Origin of the sequence: Methylobacterium sp. J-077 (assembly GCF_022829365.1) — a bacterium.
Lineage (GTDB): Bacteria > Pseudomonadota > Alphaproteobacteria > Rhizobiales > Beijerinckiaceae > Methylobacterium.
This window is the reverse complement of sequence record NZ_JAKSYJ010000083.1, coordinates 1-15,206: the sequence shown is the minus strand read 5'-3', so window position 1 is coordinate 15,206 and position 15,206 is coordinate 1. Positions and strand designations below refer to the sequence as shown.

The window sequence follows — 15,206 nt, the reverse complement described above, 5'->3', positions numbered from 1 at the left end:
AGCGGGCCGCCTTATGCGCCCCGGCGCTTCGCCTCCCGGCGGAAGCGGTGCAGGACGAACTCGGTGTAGCCGTTCGGCTGGGCCGCGCCCTCGAAGACCAGGGCCTCCGCGGCCCGGAAGGCCGGCCCGTCGAAATTCGGGCCCATCGGCCGGTAGGCCGGATCGCCGGCGTTCTGGCGATCGACGATGCCGGCCATCCGGCGCAGGGTCTCAACGACCTGGGCGCGGTCGACGATCCCGTGGCGGAGCCAGTTGGCGATGTGCTGGCTGGAGATGCGCAGGGTGGCGCGGTCCTCCATCAGCCCGACATCGTGGATGTCGGGCACCTTCGAGCAGCCGATTCCCTGGTCGATCCAGCGGACCACGTAGCCGAGGATGCCCTGGCAATTGTTGTCGAGCTCCTCCCGGACGGCCTCGGGCGAGAACGGCCCCGGGGCGAGCGGCAGCGTCAGCATGGCGGCCCGGGTCGCGGGCGCCCGGCCGCGGAGCTCCGCCTGGCGGGCGCGCACGTCGGTCCGGTGGTAGTGGAGCGCGTGGAGCGTCGCCGCGGTGGGGGACGGGACCCAGGCGGTGTTGGCGCCGGCCTCCGGATGGGCGCCCTTGGCCTCCAGCATCGCGGTCATCCGGTCGGGGGCGGCCCACATGCCCTTGCCGATCTGCGCGTGCCCCGGCAGCCCGCAGGCCAGGCCGGCATCGACGTTGCCGTCCTCGTAGGCCCGGATCCAGGCGGTGGCCTTCATGGCATCCTTGCGGACCACCGGGCCGGCCTCCATCACGGTGTGGATCTCGTCGCCGGTCCGGTCGAGGAAGCCGGTGTTGATGAAGAACAGGCGGTCGGACGCGGCGGCGATCGCGGCCCGGAGGTTCGCGCTGGTACGCCGCTCCTCGTCCATCACGCCGATCTTCAGGGTCCGGGGCGCCAGCCCGAGCAGGGCCTCGACCCGGCCGAACAGCTCCACCGCGAACGCCACCTCGTCGGGGCCGTGCAGCTTCGGCTTGACCATGTAGACCGAGCCCGCCCGGCTGTTGCGCCGGGCGCCCTTGAGGTCGTGGAGCGCGATCAGCGCGGTCACTGCCGCGTCGAGCATCGTCTCGGGGATCTCGGCCCCGTCCAGGGTCACGGCGTCGGTGAGCATGTGGTGCCCGACATGGCGCACCAGCATCAGCGACCGGCCCGGCAGGGTCAGGCTGCCGCCGTCGGGGGCCGTGTAGACCCGGTCCTCGGCGAGCCGGCGCTCGACGGTCCGGCCGCCCTTGGGCAGGCGGGCGACGAGGTCGCCGCGCATCAGGCCGAGCCAGCTCCGGTAGACCGCGACCTTGTCGGCGGTGTCCACGGCGGCGACCGAATCCTCCATGTCCATGATGGTCGAGAGGGCGGACTCGAGCACCACGTCGGCGATGCCGGCCGGATCGGTACAGCCGATCGGGCTGGTCCGGTCGATCCGGATCTCGATATGCAGGCCGTGGTGGCGCAGCAGGATGGTATCCGGCGCCTGAGCGGCGCCGGTGTAGCCGGCCAGCGCGGCGCCGTCCCGCAGGGCGGCGCTGCGGCCGCCGCCGAGATCGACGGCGAGCGCGCCCGCAGTCACGGCAAAGCCCGCGGCCTCGGCCCAGATCCCCCCGGCCAGGGGCACGGCCGCGTCCAGGAACGCCTTGGTCCGGGCGACCACGGCGGCGCCGCGGGCCGGGTTGAAGGCCTGGCCCGGGGCCAGCTCGCCGTCCTGCGGGATTGCGTCGGTGCCGTAGAGCGCGTCGTAGAGGCTGCCCCAGCGGGCATTGGCGGCGTTGAGGGCGTAGCGGGCGTTCGAGATCGGCACCACGAGCTGCGGGCCGGCGATCTGCGCGATCTCCGCGTCCACGTCCGCGGTGGTGACCCGCACGGTCTCGGGCTCCGGCTGCAGGTAGCCGATCCGCGCCAGATACGCCGCGTAGGCGGCCGGATCGTGCGGCTGGCCCCGGTGGTCGCGATGCCAGGCATCGATGTCGGCCTGGAGCCCGTCGCGCCGCTCGAGCAGGGCTTGGTTGCGCGGCGCGAGATCCCGCAGGATCGCCGCGAAGCCCGACCAGAAGGTATCCGCGGACACGCCCGTCCCGGGCAGCGCCTCCTCGGACAGGAAGCGGCGGAGGTCTTCGGCGACGATGAGGCCCGACATGGCGATCCCCTGGGCTGGCGCACGCGGGTTCAGAAAAACTTGAGCGGCGCGTGAAGAATCTTTGAGAAGACAGCGATAGAACCCTTGGCTCCCGCGAAAAAGGCGCCAAAAGGGATTTGATTCTTTCCGCGGCGTTGAGAATGCACGATCATAGCGATTTGGAGATCTTCGCCCGGGTGGTCCGGGCCGGCAGCTTGACCCAGGCCGGGTCGGAGCTCGGCCTGTCCGTGGCGGTGGTCTCGAAGCGGCTGAAGCGGCTGGAGGAACGGCTGGCGGTGCGGCTGCTGCACCGGACCACACGGCGGGTCGCCCCGACCGATGTCGGCCAAGAGTTCTTCCAGCGGATCGCCCCGATCGTCGACGCCATCGCGGAGGCCGAGACCCTGGTGTCGCAGCGGGCCTCCCGGGCGCGGGGAACCCTGCGGGTGACGGCGCCCAGCTCGTTCGGGCGGCTGCACATCGTCCCGCACCTGCGGGCCTTCTTCGCGCTCCATCCCGATCTCGTCCTGAACCTGGAGCTCAGCGACGATTTCGAGCCGATCGTCGAGCGCGGCTACGATCTCGCGATCCGGGTCGGCACCCTTGAGAGTTCCGGGCTGACCGCCGTGCGCCTCGCACCGGTGCGGCGGGTCCTCTGCGCACGGCCCAGCTATCTCGACGCGGCCGGGCGCCCGTCCGGTCCGGACGATCTGCGCGGCCATGTCTGCCTGGCCACCGAGAACCAGAATCCCTGGCGCCTGGTTGGGCCGGACGGGCCCTGCACGGTGAACGCCGCCGGGCCCTTGCGGACCCATTCCAACGAGGTGGTGCGCGAGGCGGTGATCGGCGGTCTCGGCATCGCCCTGCGCTCGACCTGGGACGTCCACGCGGAACTGCGCAGCGGCCTGCTGGAGGTGGTGCTGCCCGCCTACACGGCGGCGGCCCAGGCGGGGATCTACGCGGTCTATCCGAGCCGGGCCTTCGTCCCGGCCAAGACCCGGGCCTTCATCGACTTCCTGAAGCGCTCCTACCGGTCGAGCGCCGCCTGGCCGGAGCCGTGAGGCGCCCTGCCCGGTTCACGTGGGGCTGGTATAAATTTGACGCGCAAGTCCTGTTGCAGGCCTCGACGCGCCCCCTCTCCCGTGCGGGAGCGGGTTGGGTGAGGGGCCGGGTCTATCTGGATAGGTCGCACCCCTCACCCTGTCCCTCTCCCGCACGGGAGAGGGGACCCGCGCTCTTCACGAGCGGCCTTGGGCCCTACGCTTCACGACGAACACGTAGATCATTTGTCGCCTTCTCACTGCGCGAAATCCGGATCGGTGCGGGCCAGCATCCGCTTGAATGCCGCCCACTCGTTGTCGGGGGCGCCCTGGACGGCGATGCGATCGTAGCCGGCTGCGTATTGCCCGGCGGTCTTGGCCGCGATGGCGGCGGAGGGGCGGGTGATCGGCGCGCCGGCGGCCAGGATCGCCAACTGCGCTCGGCACGAGCGCTCCAGGTTGTGCATCAGCTTGAACGCCTCGCCGACCGAGCGGCCGCAGGTCAGCAGGCCGTGGTTGCGCAACACCATGACGGGCTTGTCGCCGAGATCGGCCACCAGCCGCGCCCGCTCGTCCAGGTCGAGGGCGATCCCCTCATAGGCGTGATAGGCGAGCCGGCCGGCGAACTGCATCGACCATTGGTTCAGGGCGAGCAGCCCCTCCTCCTGGCACGAGACCGCGACCCCCGCGACCGTGTGGGTGTGCAGCACGCAGATCGCGTCGTGGCGCGCGGCGTGGATGGCGCTGTGGATCGTGAAGCCGGCCGGGTTGATACCGAGCCCCATCGGATCCTCGAGCACGCGCCCGTCGATATCCACGGTGACGAGGTTTTGCGGCGTCACCTCCTCGAAGCGCATGCCGTAGGGATTGATCAGGAACCGATGGCCCTCACCCGGCAGCCGCGCCGAGATGTGGGTGTAGATACTGTCGTCGAGGCCGAGCCGGTGGATCAGCCGGTAGGCGGCCGCCAGATCGACACGCATCGCCTGGGTCGCGGTCGGGTCGGCATCGAGGTCCGGGGAACTGGAACGGGCGGCGGCGATCATGCGACGGCTCCTGGCTCGGTGAGCGAGATCGCCGACAGGGTGCACCAGGGCCCGCTGCCCGGCAATGCGTCGGGGCCGCCGATCTATGGCATCCTGGATTCACAAGGTCCGGGACCTTGTGCGGGTCCAGGGCGGAGCCCTGGTATCTCGGGGCTCCGCCCCGAACCCCGCCAAAGGGCTCGCCCTTTGGGAGCCCCCTCCCCTGGCTCAGCCAGAACTTGACAATGTTCCTATTTTGTGCTCATGGTCTCTCGCCCGCCGCGACGCGTCGTGAGACGTCTCGGGGCGCCGGTCCGGTCAGCCGCCGGGCGGGCGGCGGTGGGCCGGTGCCTGCGTCTGCCGTCGGCTGCGGCAGGCCCGGGCGCGGGAGCACGACACCCCCCGGCTCGGGCTGGGCGGCGGCCGGCGGAGGAAATGCCAATGGCCGTTCAGATGCCGAAAGGCGACCCTGTCCTGGGCGGTGCGGCGGTTCTGCGGCGCCCTCTACTACGAGGGGGCGTGCGACGAAGGCTCGCTCGGAAGCGCTGAGGGGCGATGAGCACCTCGGGACTGGAACTTAGCGCAGGCGGGCTCCCGCGTGACGGACACCGGACGAAAAGACGGATGCGGTGGCCCGGCCGTCCTCTCGGCGGCGGCGCCTCCGGTCCGCGGGACGCCGGGAAGCCGGCTCTTTGTGCAACGTTGCGTTCGGGCTTCGCGGCGTCCCGCGTCACCCCGGTTGCGACTGGGTTTTTTTAGCCGTGCTCCCGGCGGTTTTCCGCGCGGGGCCGATGACGTGTGACCGGATGCCGGTGAGACCCGCCTCCCCAAACCATCCCCCTCATCCTGAGGTGCCGAAGCGGAGCGGAGGCCTCGAAGGAGGGCTCCAGGGATCGTGCGGCTGGCTGGAGGGCTCCTTCGAGGGCAACGCTTCGCGCCGCCACCTCAGGATGAGGGGGGATGGATGGGATGATCCGGCCGGATCGGCCTTCAAAAAGTCCCGGGATAGGCCCCGCCGTCCATCAGCAGGTTCTGCCCGGTGATGAACCCGGCGTGCCGGCTGCACAGGAACGCGCAGGCGGCGCCGAACTCGTCCGGGCGGCCGAACCGGCCCGCCGGGTTGTCGCGCGCCCGGGCTTCGAGGAACGCCTCCACGGTGGTGCCGGCCTTGGCGGCTCCGGCGGCGGCGTTGCTGCGGATCCGGTCGGTGTCGAACGGGCCCGGCAGGAGGCTGTTGATCGTCACGTTGTGCCGCACCGTCTGGCGGGCCACCCCGGCCACGAAGCCGGTCAGCCCTGAGCGGGCGCCGTTGGACAGGCCGAGATGCGGGATCGGCGCCTTCACGGCCCCGGAGGTGATGTTGACGATCCGGCCGAAGGTGCGCCCGATCATGCCGTCGACCGTCGCCTTGATCAGCGCGATCGGCGCCAGCATGTTGGCGTCCAGCGCCCGGATCCAGGCGTCGCGGTCCCAGTCGCGAAAATCCCCCGGGGGCGGACCGCCGGCATTGGTGACCAGGATGTCGGGCTCGGGACAAGCGGCGAGCGCGGCTTCCCGGCCGGCTTCGGTGGCGATGTCGCCGGCCACCACGGTCACGGCGGCGCCGGTCTCCCGGCGGATGGCGTCGGCGGTCGCCTCCAGGGTCTCCAGCGTGCGGGCCGTGATCGTCACGGCGACGCCCTCGCGGGCCAGCGCCAGGGCGCAGCCCCGGCCGAGCCCCTTGCTGGCCGCGCAGACCAGTGCCCGGCGCCCGCTCAAACCCAGATCCATGGATGCCTCCGCGTCTCGGCCCTCCCCGGGAGGGCTTCTGGGGAGGTGATAACGCGCCGGGGCGGCCGGCGGCACCCGGGTCGCGGCGCGCCCGCCGCCGGGGCGCCGACTCGGAGGGATGATCTTCCCAATACGCCGGAAGTATTACTGAACCCGATGCAGGCTACGCGATTGATCGATGATGGAGGTGGCCATGATCGTGCTCCGGACTCCTGTATTTGGCCTCGTGCTCTGTACCCTTTCCGCGGGACTGGCCTGCGCGCAGCCGGACGTCACCGGCACCGGCGGCGTCCCGCTCTCCACCGAGACCGCGCCGAACACCACGGCGGTCGGACGGACCAAGCCGCCGAGCCGGGCCGCCAGCCCGACCGCGACCGGTTCGACTGCGATCCGGCCGATCGAGCGCCGGTCGCCGCGCCAGGTCGCGAACGACGCGATCAGCACCCGGATCTGCATCGGCTGCCGGCCCGACCCCGGCACCACCGGCTCCCTGCCGGGCGCCACCGCCTCGGCCGCCCAGGCCACGCCCAAGAGCGACGTGACGCTCGACGAGCTCCGGACCTTGGCCACGCCCAGGCCGCAATCCGACCTCGACACCCTCCCGCTGGCCTCCGCGCATCGCGAGCAGGCGCGCTCGGCGCAGGAGAAGACCGACGGCCTCTGGCAATCCTGGCTCGTCTCGGTCTGCGACGGCTGCGGCGATCAGAAGCCCGCCCGGGCTTCGAGGGCGGAGGATTGGCCGAAGCGGGAGGCGGCGACCGCCCCGGGCGATCACCGGCCTTCGCCCATCCGGGTGCGGGCCGCCGATAGCCCGCCGCACCGGAGCCTCGCGGCGGATCTCTCGCCGGAGAGCATCGCCGGGATCCGCCGCATGCCCTGAGCGGGCCTTCGACTCCCGGTGGTGGGTGCTCACCAGGTGCGCAGGTCGCGGCGCGACGTCGCGTCCGGCACTTCGTCGAGGGCCGGGGCGACGAATCCGGCCCAGAGCAGGGCGCCGACGCCGGTCAGCAGCGGGGCGGTGATACTGAGGACGAGGCTGAGGGTCACGGCAGTCTGCTCGCTGGACAGCGTCGAATGGCCCGGATGCAGCAATAATTGCCGAGAATTATTGTTTTGACCTTAAGATGATTGGTCGTTTTGGGGCGGATCGATCGTTTTGCGGCGGCGGCGACAATCGGCCCGACGCCGCGTCGGCGCAGATCTTCGCCGGCCCTGGAGGCGGGGGCCCGTCATGGACCGGCTCGGTCGCGCTGGAGGTACCGGCGAGGCGGGCGAGCAAAGCTCCCCCTCCCGCCCCGCCGGTACTGGCCTGCGCGGGGGTTACGCAAGTCAGTAATCTTCGTCTAGCATCCGTGCTATGGACTCGCCAATCAGCGGTTTATACCGATCGATATAGCACAGAGAGCTATTGGTAGATTCCTGTACTGCGTTGAGATGGCTTCATGGCGACCCTTCTCGCGGACCCGTTCGGCCGTCAGCTGTTGAGCCTGCTCACCGCGGATTATGGCCTGCCCGGCGATCCCGGGCGGCGGGTCCTCCGGCACGAGTTGCAGCAGCTTCAACTGCGCGCCCAGGCCCGGAACGCGCCGCGATCGGTGCGGATGGCGATCCGCGCGGCGCTCTCGGCCCTCCGGGCGGAGTTTTCGCTCCCCTGCCCAGGCGTCCCCGCGGCTGTCGGCCCCGAGCGCGACGGTGGCGCTCGGCCTGCGCCGTGACGTGCGCCCGGCCGTGGTGATCGGCAGTCTTCATCGGGCTGTTACAACCGGGATCTAGAGGCATCCTGCGTGACATCATCTCAGGAGCGAAGGCAGATGCCGGCCCATTATTGTATTAACCCGCTCGATCCCTATGCCGAGCAGGAAGTGCTGGTCACCTACGAAGAAGATCGCCCGTTTGTATCGGTCCGGTCCGCGATCGACGAGGACGGCTTCGACATCCTGACGGAGCTGTCCGAGGAGTGCGTCCGGGTCCTGCAGCTCGAGATCGCCGTGTATCACGGCCATATCGAGCCCTATGCCTGGGCGCAGCACGCGGTCGACGTGGTGGCTGCCCCGGCCGCCGCGTGAAGGCGGTCGGCCGGCGTCAGAGCCGGCCCGGCTCGGCGAGCGTGCCGAACTCGCTCACCATGCATTCGTGCATGCGCCGCAGCCACATATGGGCCTCGGTGGCGCGGGCTTCCGCCCGGTCGGCCCGCTCGGCTGCCAGGCGGACCTGCTCCTCGGCGCGCTCCGCCCGGGCGACCGCCTCGCGCATCGTCGCCTCGGCATGGCGGGCCCAGTCCTCGGCCGCCCGCGCCGTCGCGTCCGCCTCGCGCACCGTGCGCTGCGCCTCCCGGACCGAGTCCCGCGCGCGCTTCTGCATCTCGCGAACCCGGGCCGCGACGCCCCGGACCGCCAGCAGGGAGGCCGACCAATCCTCGTCCTCGGCAGCGGCAGGCGCGGTGCCGTCGGCCCCGGAGAACAGCGCGACCACCCGGTCCACCGGGTCGCTCTCCGGCGGCGCCGCCGTCGCCCGGGCCGAACCGCTCATGCCGCAGCCTGGTCGGTCAGGTCCGAGAACTCGGACATGATCGCGTCCTGGACCCGGGCCAGCCACTCTTCGGCGTGACGCGCGCGATCCTCCGCCGCCCGGGCGCGGGCCTCGGCAGCCTTCGCGCGCTCTTCGGCGGCCAGGACCTGTGCCTCGGCGCGGACCTGCGCGTCCCGCGCCTGGACTTCGGCGATCCGCGCGCGCTCGTTCGAGGCGGTGATGTCGTCGCGGACCCGCTCCAGTACGTGCTCGATGCGCTCCTCGCGCTCGCGGGCCTGCGCCTCGATCTCGCGCGCCTGGCGGGCCGCCGCCTGGACCCGGTGGATCAGCGCATCCCAATCCTGCGGCGACGATTGCGGCGTCGGCAGTGGGGCCTGCTCGTTCAGCGACGAGACGACGCGCAGGACGTTGCCGAGATTGACCTCGGGGGCGGCACTCGGCTCGCGCTTCGACTTGTCGGCGCTGCGGAAGCGCGGATCGTTCAGAAGCCGCTGCAGCTCGCTCACGGGGCGTCCTCTCCCTGCCGGTAGACCTTGGATCCGACTAAACTGTCTGCATTGGTTAACGGAGCGTTAAAATCAAGTCCGGCCCGCGGTGCTTTGTTGAAACCGGGCGCGCGCTATGCTGGAATTGGCGCAGCCGGCCGGGTGCCGGCAGCGCCTTCCGCGACACCGCAGGCTCCGCCCCCCTCGGCGGGCTGCGGAACTGGATGCGGCGCCTCCAGTTCCTCCAGACGGGAGCGGCCCGGGAGGAACAGCCTGATGCGGAACGGTGCCCAGGATCGAGGCCCGACCGCGTCCGGCCCGGACCGGAGCGAGGCTCGGGGCTTCACCGAAGCCCTGCGCGAGCAGGCGCACGGCTACACCGGCAAGCGCAGGGCCGACGCGGCGCGGGTGGTCTCGGATGTCGGCGACGCCATCCGAGAGACGGGCGCCGGCTTCGACGGGCTGCCGCAGTTGAAGGCGTTCTTCGATCAGGCCGCGCTCGGCGTCGATGGTCTGGCCGAGGACATATCCCGCCGCTCCTTCGGCGAGATGTACGACGAGGTCCGGGCCGCGGCCCGGCGCCGGCCGGCCCTGACGGCGGCCGCCGCCATGCTGGCGGGCTTCGCGCTCTACCGGCTGATCACCGCGCCCGGGATCCGGCCGGTCCCGCGCTCCCGGGCCCTGGTTCCGGTCGACGTCCTGCCGAATGATGCTCCGACGGAAGGCAGGACACCATGAGCAACGCGGCGGATGAACTCGAACAGGACGTGGAGGCGAGCCGCGGGCGCCTGGATCGCACGCTGGGCGATCTGCAATCCCGCTTCCAGGGTCCCGGCATGCCCCGGGATCTGGCCGACCTCAAACGGTCGGGGCAGGCCGCCGGCGAGGTGGTCGAGCGCTTCGTCGCCGATCTGCGCGTGAACCCGGTGCCGACCCTGCTGATCGCGGCTGGGCTCGGCCTGCTTGTCTACGACGTGTTCCGGTCGGCATCGGCGCGTCGGCGTTCCGTGGCGATCCCGGCCGGCGCCCCTGCGGCGGCGTCGGATCGGGGTCTCGCGGAGAACCAGCCGGACCGGATGGAGGAGCGGCTCGACGAGGCTCTGGAGGAGAGCTTTCCCGGGAGCGATCCCGTCTCGGTGCGGATCACGAAGTAGCGCGCCCCGGACTTCACGAGACCGGGGCGGCCAGGATCGGGCGGCGGATCGGATCGCGGCCCCGATCGCCGACCGGAACCGAGTTCGGCCGCCCGCCTGTCCGGGTCCCTCGACAGGCCAATCGTCGGCCCGGGGCCGGCAGGTCCGGCATAAGGCCCTCGGCAGAAGTGTGGTGGAGGGCCGACACGTCGGCCGCTTCGACGATCGGTCGATCACTGGTTTTCGACCCAAGATCGTCGGGTATTCTGCGAGATTTGCTTTCGACCCGCGTGCGGAGTGATTGTAATTGGCCGTGACCCTGCGTCGGTCGTGGAACACCCAAGCTGCCGAGCGGTATCCCTCTCGGCGGCGCGCGTCCGGGAGCCGGGGGACCTGACATGACCGACATGGACCCCGGAATCGACGTGGAGACGGATCCCAAGGCGGCCAGGATGCCGGAGGTTCTGCGCCTCGCCTCGGCGCTGGCGGAGCAGATGCTGGCCTCGCAGATCATGGGACGCTCGATCTCGAGCGAACAGCTCACTGCGCTGGTGAGCGCCGCCCGGCTGCTTCAGGACAACGACGTGCCCTGGCCGCCCCTGGTTCAGGAGGTTGTTCAGGAATTGGCCGAACGCATGGACGCCGCCGCGCCGAAAGCCTGACGCCCTTTGGAGCCTCGTCCCCGAAGGTGATTGCGCACGCGCGCAGGTCGTCGCAGCGGGACGCGAACCCCCCTGACGGTCGTGTGACGTCCCCGTCCCGACCGCCCCATCGACCCGGTGTTACAGATCGAGATCCCCGCCATGTGGTACCTCTACGGCTTCGTGCTCCTGGCCGGCGTCGCCAACGCCGTCCAGGCGGGGCAGAACGGGGCGCTCTCGAAGGGCTTGGCCGAATCGCTGACCGCCGGCCTCGTGGTGGCGGCCGGGACCGCCACCTGCATCCTCGTGGTCGGCCTCCTCTCCGGCAAGCTCGCCTGGCCGACGGCGGCGCAGGCGCTGGCGATGCCCTGGTGGGCGTGGTTCGGCGGGATCCTGGGCGGCGGCATCATCCTGGCGCAGTTCGTCGTGGCGCGTCAGATCGGGGCGGCGCCGTTCCTCGGCCTGCTCGTCACCTCGGGCGTGGTCACCTCGATCGTGCTCGACCATTTCGGCTGGGTCGGTTTCGAGCGCCACGCCGCCAGCCTGTGGCGGATCCTCGGCGGTGTCCTGATGGTCGTCGGCGTGGCCCTCGTCGCCGCCTTCTGACGGCGGGACACCCGCAGGGGCCTCGCCGATCGCTGCCCGCGACGGCCGGCGCCCCCGGAACGCGCTCGCGGAACACCCTCACTTGCGCGGGGTTGGCCTTCATACGCTCCAGGAGAACGCGATGCTGACGGGTGGATTGCTGTGGCTGATCGGGGTACCGATCCCCGTCCTGATCCTGATCTGGTTCTTCTTCCTGCGCGGGCGATAGCGCGCTCGCCGCCTCGACACGCCCGCTCCTGCCTCTATCCTGCCCGGATGCGCATCGCCCTCGCCGCCCTAGCCCTCGTCGCCGCCGCCGGTGGGGCGAGGGCGCAGCAGAATCCGCCGACCATTCCCGAACTGCTGGCCGCGGAGGAGAAGGCCGCGCTCGGCTGCGAGGGCTCGGGCGATCCGGCTGTCATCCGGGAGCAGTGCCGGCTCCGCGACCGCTTGAGCGGGCGTCTGGCCCAGGCCGGCTATTGCTGGGGGCGCAAGGGCCAGACAGACGAGAAAAAGGACTGGCACGCCTGCCAGCCCGATTCGATCTTCGAGGACGACATCGAGGCGGTCCAGCGCTGAGTCAGGATTTCGAAAAGTCTTCGACCCTGTGCGGGTGCAGGATAGAGCGTCGCTCCGGCGCTCGAGGCCTTCGCCCCTGAACCCCGCCGAAGGGCCGAGCCCTTTGGAAGCCCAGGACTTTCATGCTGTGTCGCGGCCGGTCCGCGGGTTCACGGAACAGCACGCCCTAATCGATCGCCGCCGGGTGGCGTTTCGGCTCGCCTTTGTAGTGCCGCGGGATCAGCGGGCAGCCATCGTGCACGCGAAAATGCGACAGCGACGCGCGCCGCACCGCCGTGTAGCCGCCCTGGATCATCAGCCGTCCGAAGCAGGCCGGGCAGCGCTTGAGGGCATCGCGATGGCGGGCCTGCGCCTCGTCGACCGTCATGGCCACCCAGGCCCCCTCGACGGAGACTTCGCAGGTCGGGGTTCCGGGCTTCACCATGCGGCGACGATGCCGTCCGGCAGCGATCCGCGCCAGCGCAGGCGCGCCACAGCTGGCCGCCGACCGAAAGGACGTTGTGCCGCAAAGCGTCGCGGTATGACCGCGTTCACGCGCCGCCGCGGGGCGGACCGACCCGGTCTCTGTGTCATCCGGCCAAAGTCGTTCGCCGGATGACGCCTCGCGGCACCCCGTTCACGGCGCCGGTTTGTTCTGCCCGGATTGGGTCTTGATACACAGAAGTATGCGTCGAATGTGGTTACGAAGCTTGTCTCTACTGTCTGATGCCGCTTCGGTTCTCTGTCCGGAGTCCGGTTTGTCACACGTCGACATGGCAAGTGCCCCAAGCAAGGAGCGCCACCTCAGCGGGCCTTAAGGCCTTGGTTCGGAAGGCGATCGCCAATAGCTTTAATGGATCGTCTCGCCAAAATCTCGACATAATTGCAACTCGCCCATCCAATTCAGGTTTGAGATATTTTAAGGTTTATCGTTGTTTTTGAATGCTGCTGCGTCGGTTCGCACTACGTAGCCGAATTCATCAACCCTCCCGGGAGGGCGTCGATCAGGGGGACGTGCCCGGTGCCTGAACGCTTCTACTTCGACATCGAGAACGGCAAGGAATCGATCCGTGACGCGGAAGGCGTCGAGGCCGACAGCGCGGAGGAAGCCGTGGCGGAGGCCCGGAGCGTGATCCGCGAGATGGCCGATGAATTGACCGCCGCCGATCCCGACGAGGCCTGGACCTTGATCGTGAAAGACGAGGCCGGGGCCGTGCTCAGGCGTCTGCCGATCAAGACATAGGATCGGTGCCGCGTCGTTCCTCGGCATCATCGTCTCGGTGGGCGTGGCCGCCCCGATCGTGCCCGACAATCACGGACGGGTCGGCTTCGCCGTGCATCCGGCAAGCCTGCGGCAGATCCACGGGGCCGTCCTGATGACCGCCGGCTTGGCGTTGGTCGTCCTGCTCTGATCCGCGGCCGATCTCAGGCCGGGCCGGTCGCCGCCACGGCCTCAGCTGCGTACCGGGCTCGCCCGGGGCCGTCGCCCGCGACCCCGGTGCGGGCACACCAGGCGGCGAAGGCATCGGGCTCGATCGGCACGCGCACGATCTCGACGCCGCTGCGCTGCACCTCGCGCTCCATCTGCTCGGTGGCGATCCGCCAGGTCTCGTAATGCGGCGGCAGCTTCGCCCCGTCGGCGAGGCCGGCGCGCAGCGCCTCGTAGTGCTCCGGGGCGTACCAGGGCAGGCCCACGCGGCGCGGACGGTCCATCGGAAATTCGAAGTCGGTGAGCGTGGCGAGGCACGGCACCGATCGTCGCGCGATCGGTGCCGCCAGCATCAACGGCGGATCGCGGCATTTGGTTCTGATGCGGGCTCGACGCCGGGCCAGGGCGGCATCGCGAACGGAACCGGGATCCTCGCCCCGGCACCGGCAATCCCGTCGGGATTCGGCCGCCGTGCCAAGCCGGGGTGTGGAAGCCAGAATGTGCAAGCTGTGGTGTGGAAGCGCACCTGCGGGGAAACCGCTCTCCCCCTTATGCACGCGCCGACACGTTCCGGGTGGTTGTCGGCCGTATTCGTCGCCCTTAAGTCGACCACGCAGGATCGCGACGGCGTCGCGGGCCTGCCGCCCTTCCCAAGGGTGTCTCCTCCCAAGACTTCGGGCCGCTCCTTCGGGGGTGGCCTTTTTTGTCCCGGCCCGTCGGCTGGCGCGCGCCTACTCCGTGGCCTCGGCCGTATGGGCGATGGCGCCGCTTCGCCCGAAGGACTCGTCGGCCGCCTGCCTCAGCTCCCTGCGGGCGACGAGGTCCGCCAGAGCCAACAGGCCGCCCAGCAGCACCAGGACCAGGGCAACACGACGAAGGAGCGGTCGAGTGGACATGAGCGGCATCCGGGGACGCCGACCTGTCTAGCAGAGGCCCCGGCGGACGACTGCCGCAGCCGGGTCACAGGGGTACGGAATGCGAACGCCTGCCGCGGAGCGATTGCGGATGTGCGCGCCTAACAGCAGGCGTCAAAGACGATCCGACCGCGGCGGCGGTCCGTCATCATCATCATCGTCGTCATCCGGCGGCGGCGGTCCCCGGCGCCCCGGCGGCGGCATTCCGTCATCGTCGGCATCGGGCGGTGGGGGCCGGACCCGATGCGGTGGCGGCGGCGGCCGATCGAGATCCTCGCCGGACGGCGGCGGCGGCCGCCGATCGTCGTAGGGTTGGGCTCCCGCGCCGGCGGTCGCGAGAACCAGCAGAGCGGCGCCGGTGAGGAATGCGCGCATGAGGCCTCCGTCGAATCGCCCCTCAGGGCTTGGTGTCCCATGAACGCGCGGCGAGTCGGGCGGTTACATCGGCGTTGCGGGCGACCCCGGCAGCCCTGTCGCCGATCGGCCACAGGTGTTCCGCAATCGCCGGTGCCGCCGCAACCGATGCCCGGCGTCAGAGTTGTCGCGCTCGGCCCAGTATTCCCCGAATGGTGATCGGAGCACGCTATATATTTACCGGTAGTTTACTATGATGTCCTGCGTCGCGGCTGGGCGGTGTGTCCGTAAAACTACAGCTTTCTCGCCGACGGATTGGTAGTCATAGCGTCAGATTTCACGCCCTGGATTACCCCTCATGACCAAGCTCATCGCCTCCCTGGCCGCCTTTACCGCCCTGACCGGCGCGGCTGCCGCCGCCGACCTGCCCCGCCGCGCCGCGCCGCCGCCGGTGTTCACCCCGGTGCCGGTGTTCACCTGGACCGGCGCCTACTTCGGCATCAACGCCGGACACGCCTTCGACGCCAGCAGCCGCTCCAACAGCTCGGTCTTCGGCATCCCGGCCCCCTACGCCACCACCGGCACCACCGCCACCTTCCGCGACCGCAGCC

Annotated in this window: 21 protein-coding genes and 1 pseudogene; 13 read left to right on the top strand and 9 right to left on the bottom strand. The window is 70.5% G+C overall.

The genetic code is table 11. The annotated features are described in order from the left end of the window. Window positions 1-11: 11 nt before the first annotated feature. Entirely contained in the window at window positions 12-2,153 is a 2,142-nt protein-coding gene (locus MKL11_RS05925; protein WP_243941204.1) for a malate synthase G, read from the bottom strand. A gap of 140 nt (window positions 2,154-2,293) precedes the next feature. Between MKL11_RS05925 and MKL11_RS05920 the strand changes: the two genes are divergently transcribed. After that, on the top strand, window positions 2,294-3,193 hold the full coding sequence (locus tag MKL11_RS05920; RefSeq protein ID WP_243941202.1) for a LysR family transcriptional regulator: 900 nt from the start codon (window positions 2,294-2,296) through the stop codon (window positions 3,191-3,193). Window positions 3,194-3,429: 236 nt separating this feature from the next. Here the strand turns inward: MKL11_RS05920 and MKL11_RS05915 are convergent, their stop codons facing one another. Together MKL11_RS05915 and MKL11_RS05910 are read right to left on the bottom strand one after the other, a co-directional pair. Then, window positions 3,430-4,218 carry a class II aldolase/adducin family protein gene (locus tag MKL11_RS05915; RefSeq protein WP_243941200.1) on the bottom strand — a complete coding sequence of 263 codons (789 nt, stop codon included), beginning with the start codon at window positions 4,216-4,218 and terminating at the stop codon, window positions 3,430-3,432. A 969-nt stretch (window positions 4,219-5,187) separates the two neighbouring features. Continuing rightward, the gene (locus MKL11_RS05910; protein WP_243941198.1) at window positions 5,188-5,967 is read right to left on the bottom strand and encodes an SDR family oxidoreductase; all 780 of its coding nucleotides are present in this window, start codon (window positions 5,965-5,967) and stop codon (window positions 5,188-5,190) included. Window positions 5,968-6,160: 193 nt separating this feature from the next. Here MKL11_RS05910 and MKL11_RS05905 point away from each other — a divergent pair, with 193 nt between their 5' ends. Beyond that, on the top strand, window positions 6,161-6,847 hold the full coding sequence (locus tag MKL11_RS05905; RefSeq protein ID WP_243941196.1) for a hypothetical protein: 687 nt from the start codon (window positions 6,161-6,163) through the stop codon (window positions 6,845-6,847). Between the two features lie 29 nt (window positions 6,848-6,876). Here MKL11_RS05905 and MKL11_RS05900 read toward each other — a convergent pair whose 3' ends face one another. After that, window positions 6,877-7,014: a hypothetical protein gene (locus MKL11_RS05900; RefSeq protein ID WP_243941194.1), complete on the bottom strand. Its 138-nt coding sequence runs from the start codon at window positions 7,012-7,014 to the stop codon at window positions 6,877-6,879. 395 nt (window positions 7,015-7,409) lie between these two features. Between MKL11_RS05900 and MKL11_RS05895 the strand changes: the two genes are divergently transcribed. Both MKL11_RS05895 and MKL11_RS05890 read left to right on the top strand, forming a co-directional pair. Further along, the gene (locus MKL11_RS05895; protein WP_243941193.1) at window positions 7,410-7,682 is read left to right on the top strand and encodes a hypothetical protein; all 273 of its coding nucleotides are present in this window, start codon (window positions 7,410-7,412) and stop codon (window positions 7,680-7,682) included. Window positions 7,683-7,778: 96 nt separating this feature from the next. Beyond that, a complete protein-coding gene (locus MKL11_RS05890; RefSeq protein ID WP_243941191.1) occupies window positions 7,779-8,033 on the top strand; it encodes a hypothetical protein in 255 nt (84 codons plus the stop codon). A gap of 16 nt (window positions 8,034-8,049) precedes the next feature. Here MKL11_RS05890 and MKL11_RS05885 read toward each other — a convergent pair whose 3' ends face one another. Together MKL11_RS05885 and MKL11_RS05880 are read right to left on the bottom strand one after the other, a co-directional pair. Beyond that, window positions 8,050-8,496, bottom strand: a complete 447-nt coding sequence (locus MKL11_RS05885) for a hypothetical protein (RefSeq protein WP_243941188.1) — start codon at window positions 8,494-8,496, stop codon at window positions 8,050-8,052. Then, on the bottom strand, window positions 8,493-9,002 hold the full coding sequence (locus MKL11_RS05880; protein WP_243941186.1) for a hypothetical protein: 510 nt from the start codon (window positions 9,000-9,002) through the stop codon (window positions 8,493-8,495). The genes MKL11_RS05885 and MKL11_RS05880 overlap by 4 nt, the downstream gene beginning before the upstream one ends. A gap of 255 nt (window positions 9,003-9,257) precedes the next feature. Here MKL11_RS05880 and MKL11_RS05875 point away from each other — a divergent pair, with 255 nt between their 5' ends. From MKL11_RS05875 to MKL11_RS05855, 6 genes are all read left to right on the top strand, one after another. Beyond that, the gene (locus MKL11_RS05875; protein WP_243941184.1) at window positions 9,258-9,719 is read left to right on the top strand and encodes a hypothetical protein; all 462 of its coding nucleotides are present in this window, start codon (window positions 9,258-9,260) and stop codon (window positions 9,717-9,719) included. Further along, window positions 9,716-10,135: a hypothetical protein gene (locus MKL11_RS05870; RefSeq protein ID WP_243941393.1), complete on the top strand. Its 420-nt coding sequence runs from the start codon at window positions 9,716-9,718 to the stop codon at window positions 10,133-10,135. The genes MKL11_RS05875 and MKL11_RS05870 overlap by 4 nt, the downstream gene beginning before the upstream one ends. Window positions 10,136-10,512: 377 nt before the next feature. Beyond that, window positions 10,513-10,776: a hypothetical protein gene (locus MKL11_RS05865; RefSeq protein ID WP_243941182.1), complete on the top strand. Its 264-nt coding sequence runs from the start codon at window positions 10,513-10,515 to the stop codon at window positions 10,774-10,776. Window positions 10,777-10,917: 141 nt separating this feature from the next. Continuing rightward, on the top strand, window positions 10,918-11,361 hold the full coding sequence (locus MKL11_RS05860; RefSeq protein ID WP_243941180.1) for a DMT family transporter: 444 nt from the start codon (window positions 10,918-10,920) through the stop codon (window positions 11,359-11,361). 82 nt (window positions 11,362-11,443) lie between these two features. Next, a complete protein-coding gene (locus MKL11_RS33025; protein ID WP_279600305.1) occupies window positions 11,444-11,569 on the top strand; it encodes a hypothetical protein in 126 nt (41 codons plus the stop codon). A gap of 47 nt (window positions 11,570-11,616) precedes the next feature. After that, window positions 11,617-11,919 (top strand): hypothetical protein, encoded by a 303-nt coding sequence (locus tag MKL11_RS05855; protein ID WP_243941178.1) that lies wholly within the window; start codon window positions 11,617-11,619, stop codon window positions 11,917-11,919. 166 nt (window positions 11,920-12,085) lie between these two features. Here MKL11_RS05855 and MKL11_RS05850 read toward each other — a convergent pair whose 3' ends face one another. Continuing rightward, window positions 12,086-12,343, bottom strand: a complete 258-nt coding sequence (locus tag MKL11_RS05850) for a hypothetical protein (protein ID WP_243941176.1) — start codon at window positions 12,341-12,343, stop codon at window positions 12,086-12,088. Window positions 12,344-12,919: 576 nt separating this feature from the next. On the opposite strand from MKL11_RS05850, the gene MKL11_RS05845 reads away from it, so the two are divergent. Beyond that, entirely contained in the window at window positions 12,920-13,141 is a 222-nt protein-coding gene (locus tag MKL11_RS05845; protein WP_243941174.1) for a DUF6894 family protein, read from the top strand. Between the two features lie 43 nt (window positions 13,142-13,184). Continuing rightward, window positions 13,185-13,310, top strand: coding sequence for a hypothetical protein (locus MKL11_RS33020; protein WP_279600303.1), 126 nt, complete (start codon window positions 13,185-13,187; stop codon window positions 13,308-13,310). Window positions 13,311-13,323: 13 nt separating this feature from the next. On the opposite strand, the gene MKL11_RS05840 is transcribed toward MKL11_RS33020, so the two are convergent. Then, window positions 13,324-13,680 carry a hypothetical protein gene (locus MKL11_RS05840; protein WP_409565818.1) on the bottom strand — a complete coding sequence of 119 codons (357 nt, stop codon included), beginning with the start codon at window positions 13,678-13,680 and terminating at the stop codon, window positions 13,324-13,326. Between the two features lie 378 nt (window positions 13,681-14,058). Then, window positions 14,059-14,223 carry a hypothetical protein gene (locus MKL11_RS05835; RefSeq protein ID WP_243941172.1) on the bottom strand — a complete coding sequence of 55 codons (165 nt, stop codon included), beginning with the start codon at window positions 14,221-14,223 and terminating at the stop codon, window positions 14,059-14,061. A 730-nt stretch (window positions 14,224-14,953) separates the two neighbouring features. On the opposite strand from MKL11_RS05835, the pseudogene MKL11_RS05830 reads away from it, so the two are divergent. Then, a pseudogene (locus MKL11_RS05830) lies at window positions 14,954-15,206 on the top strand (porin family protein); the annotation flags it as partial.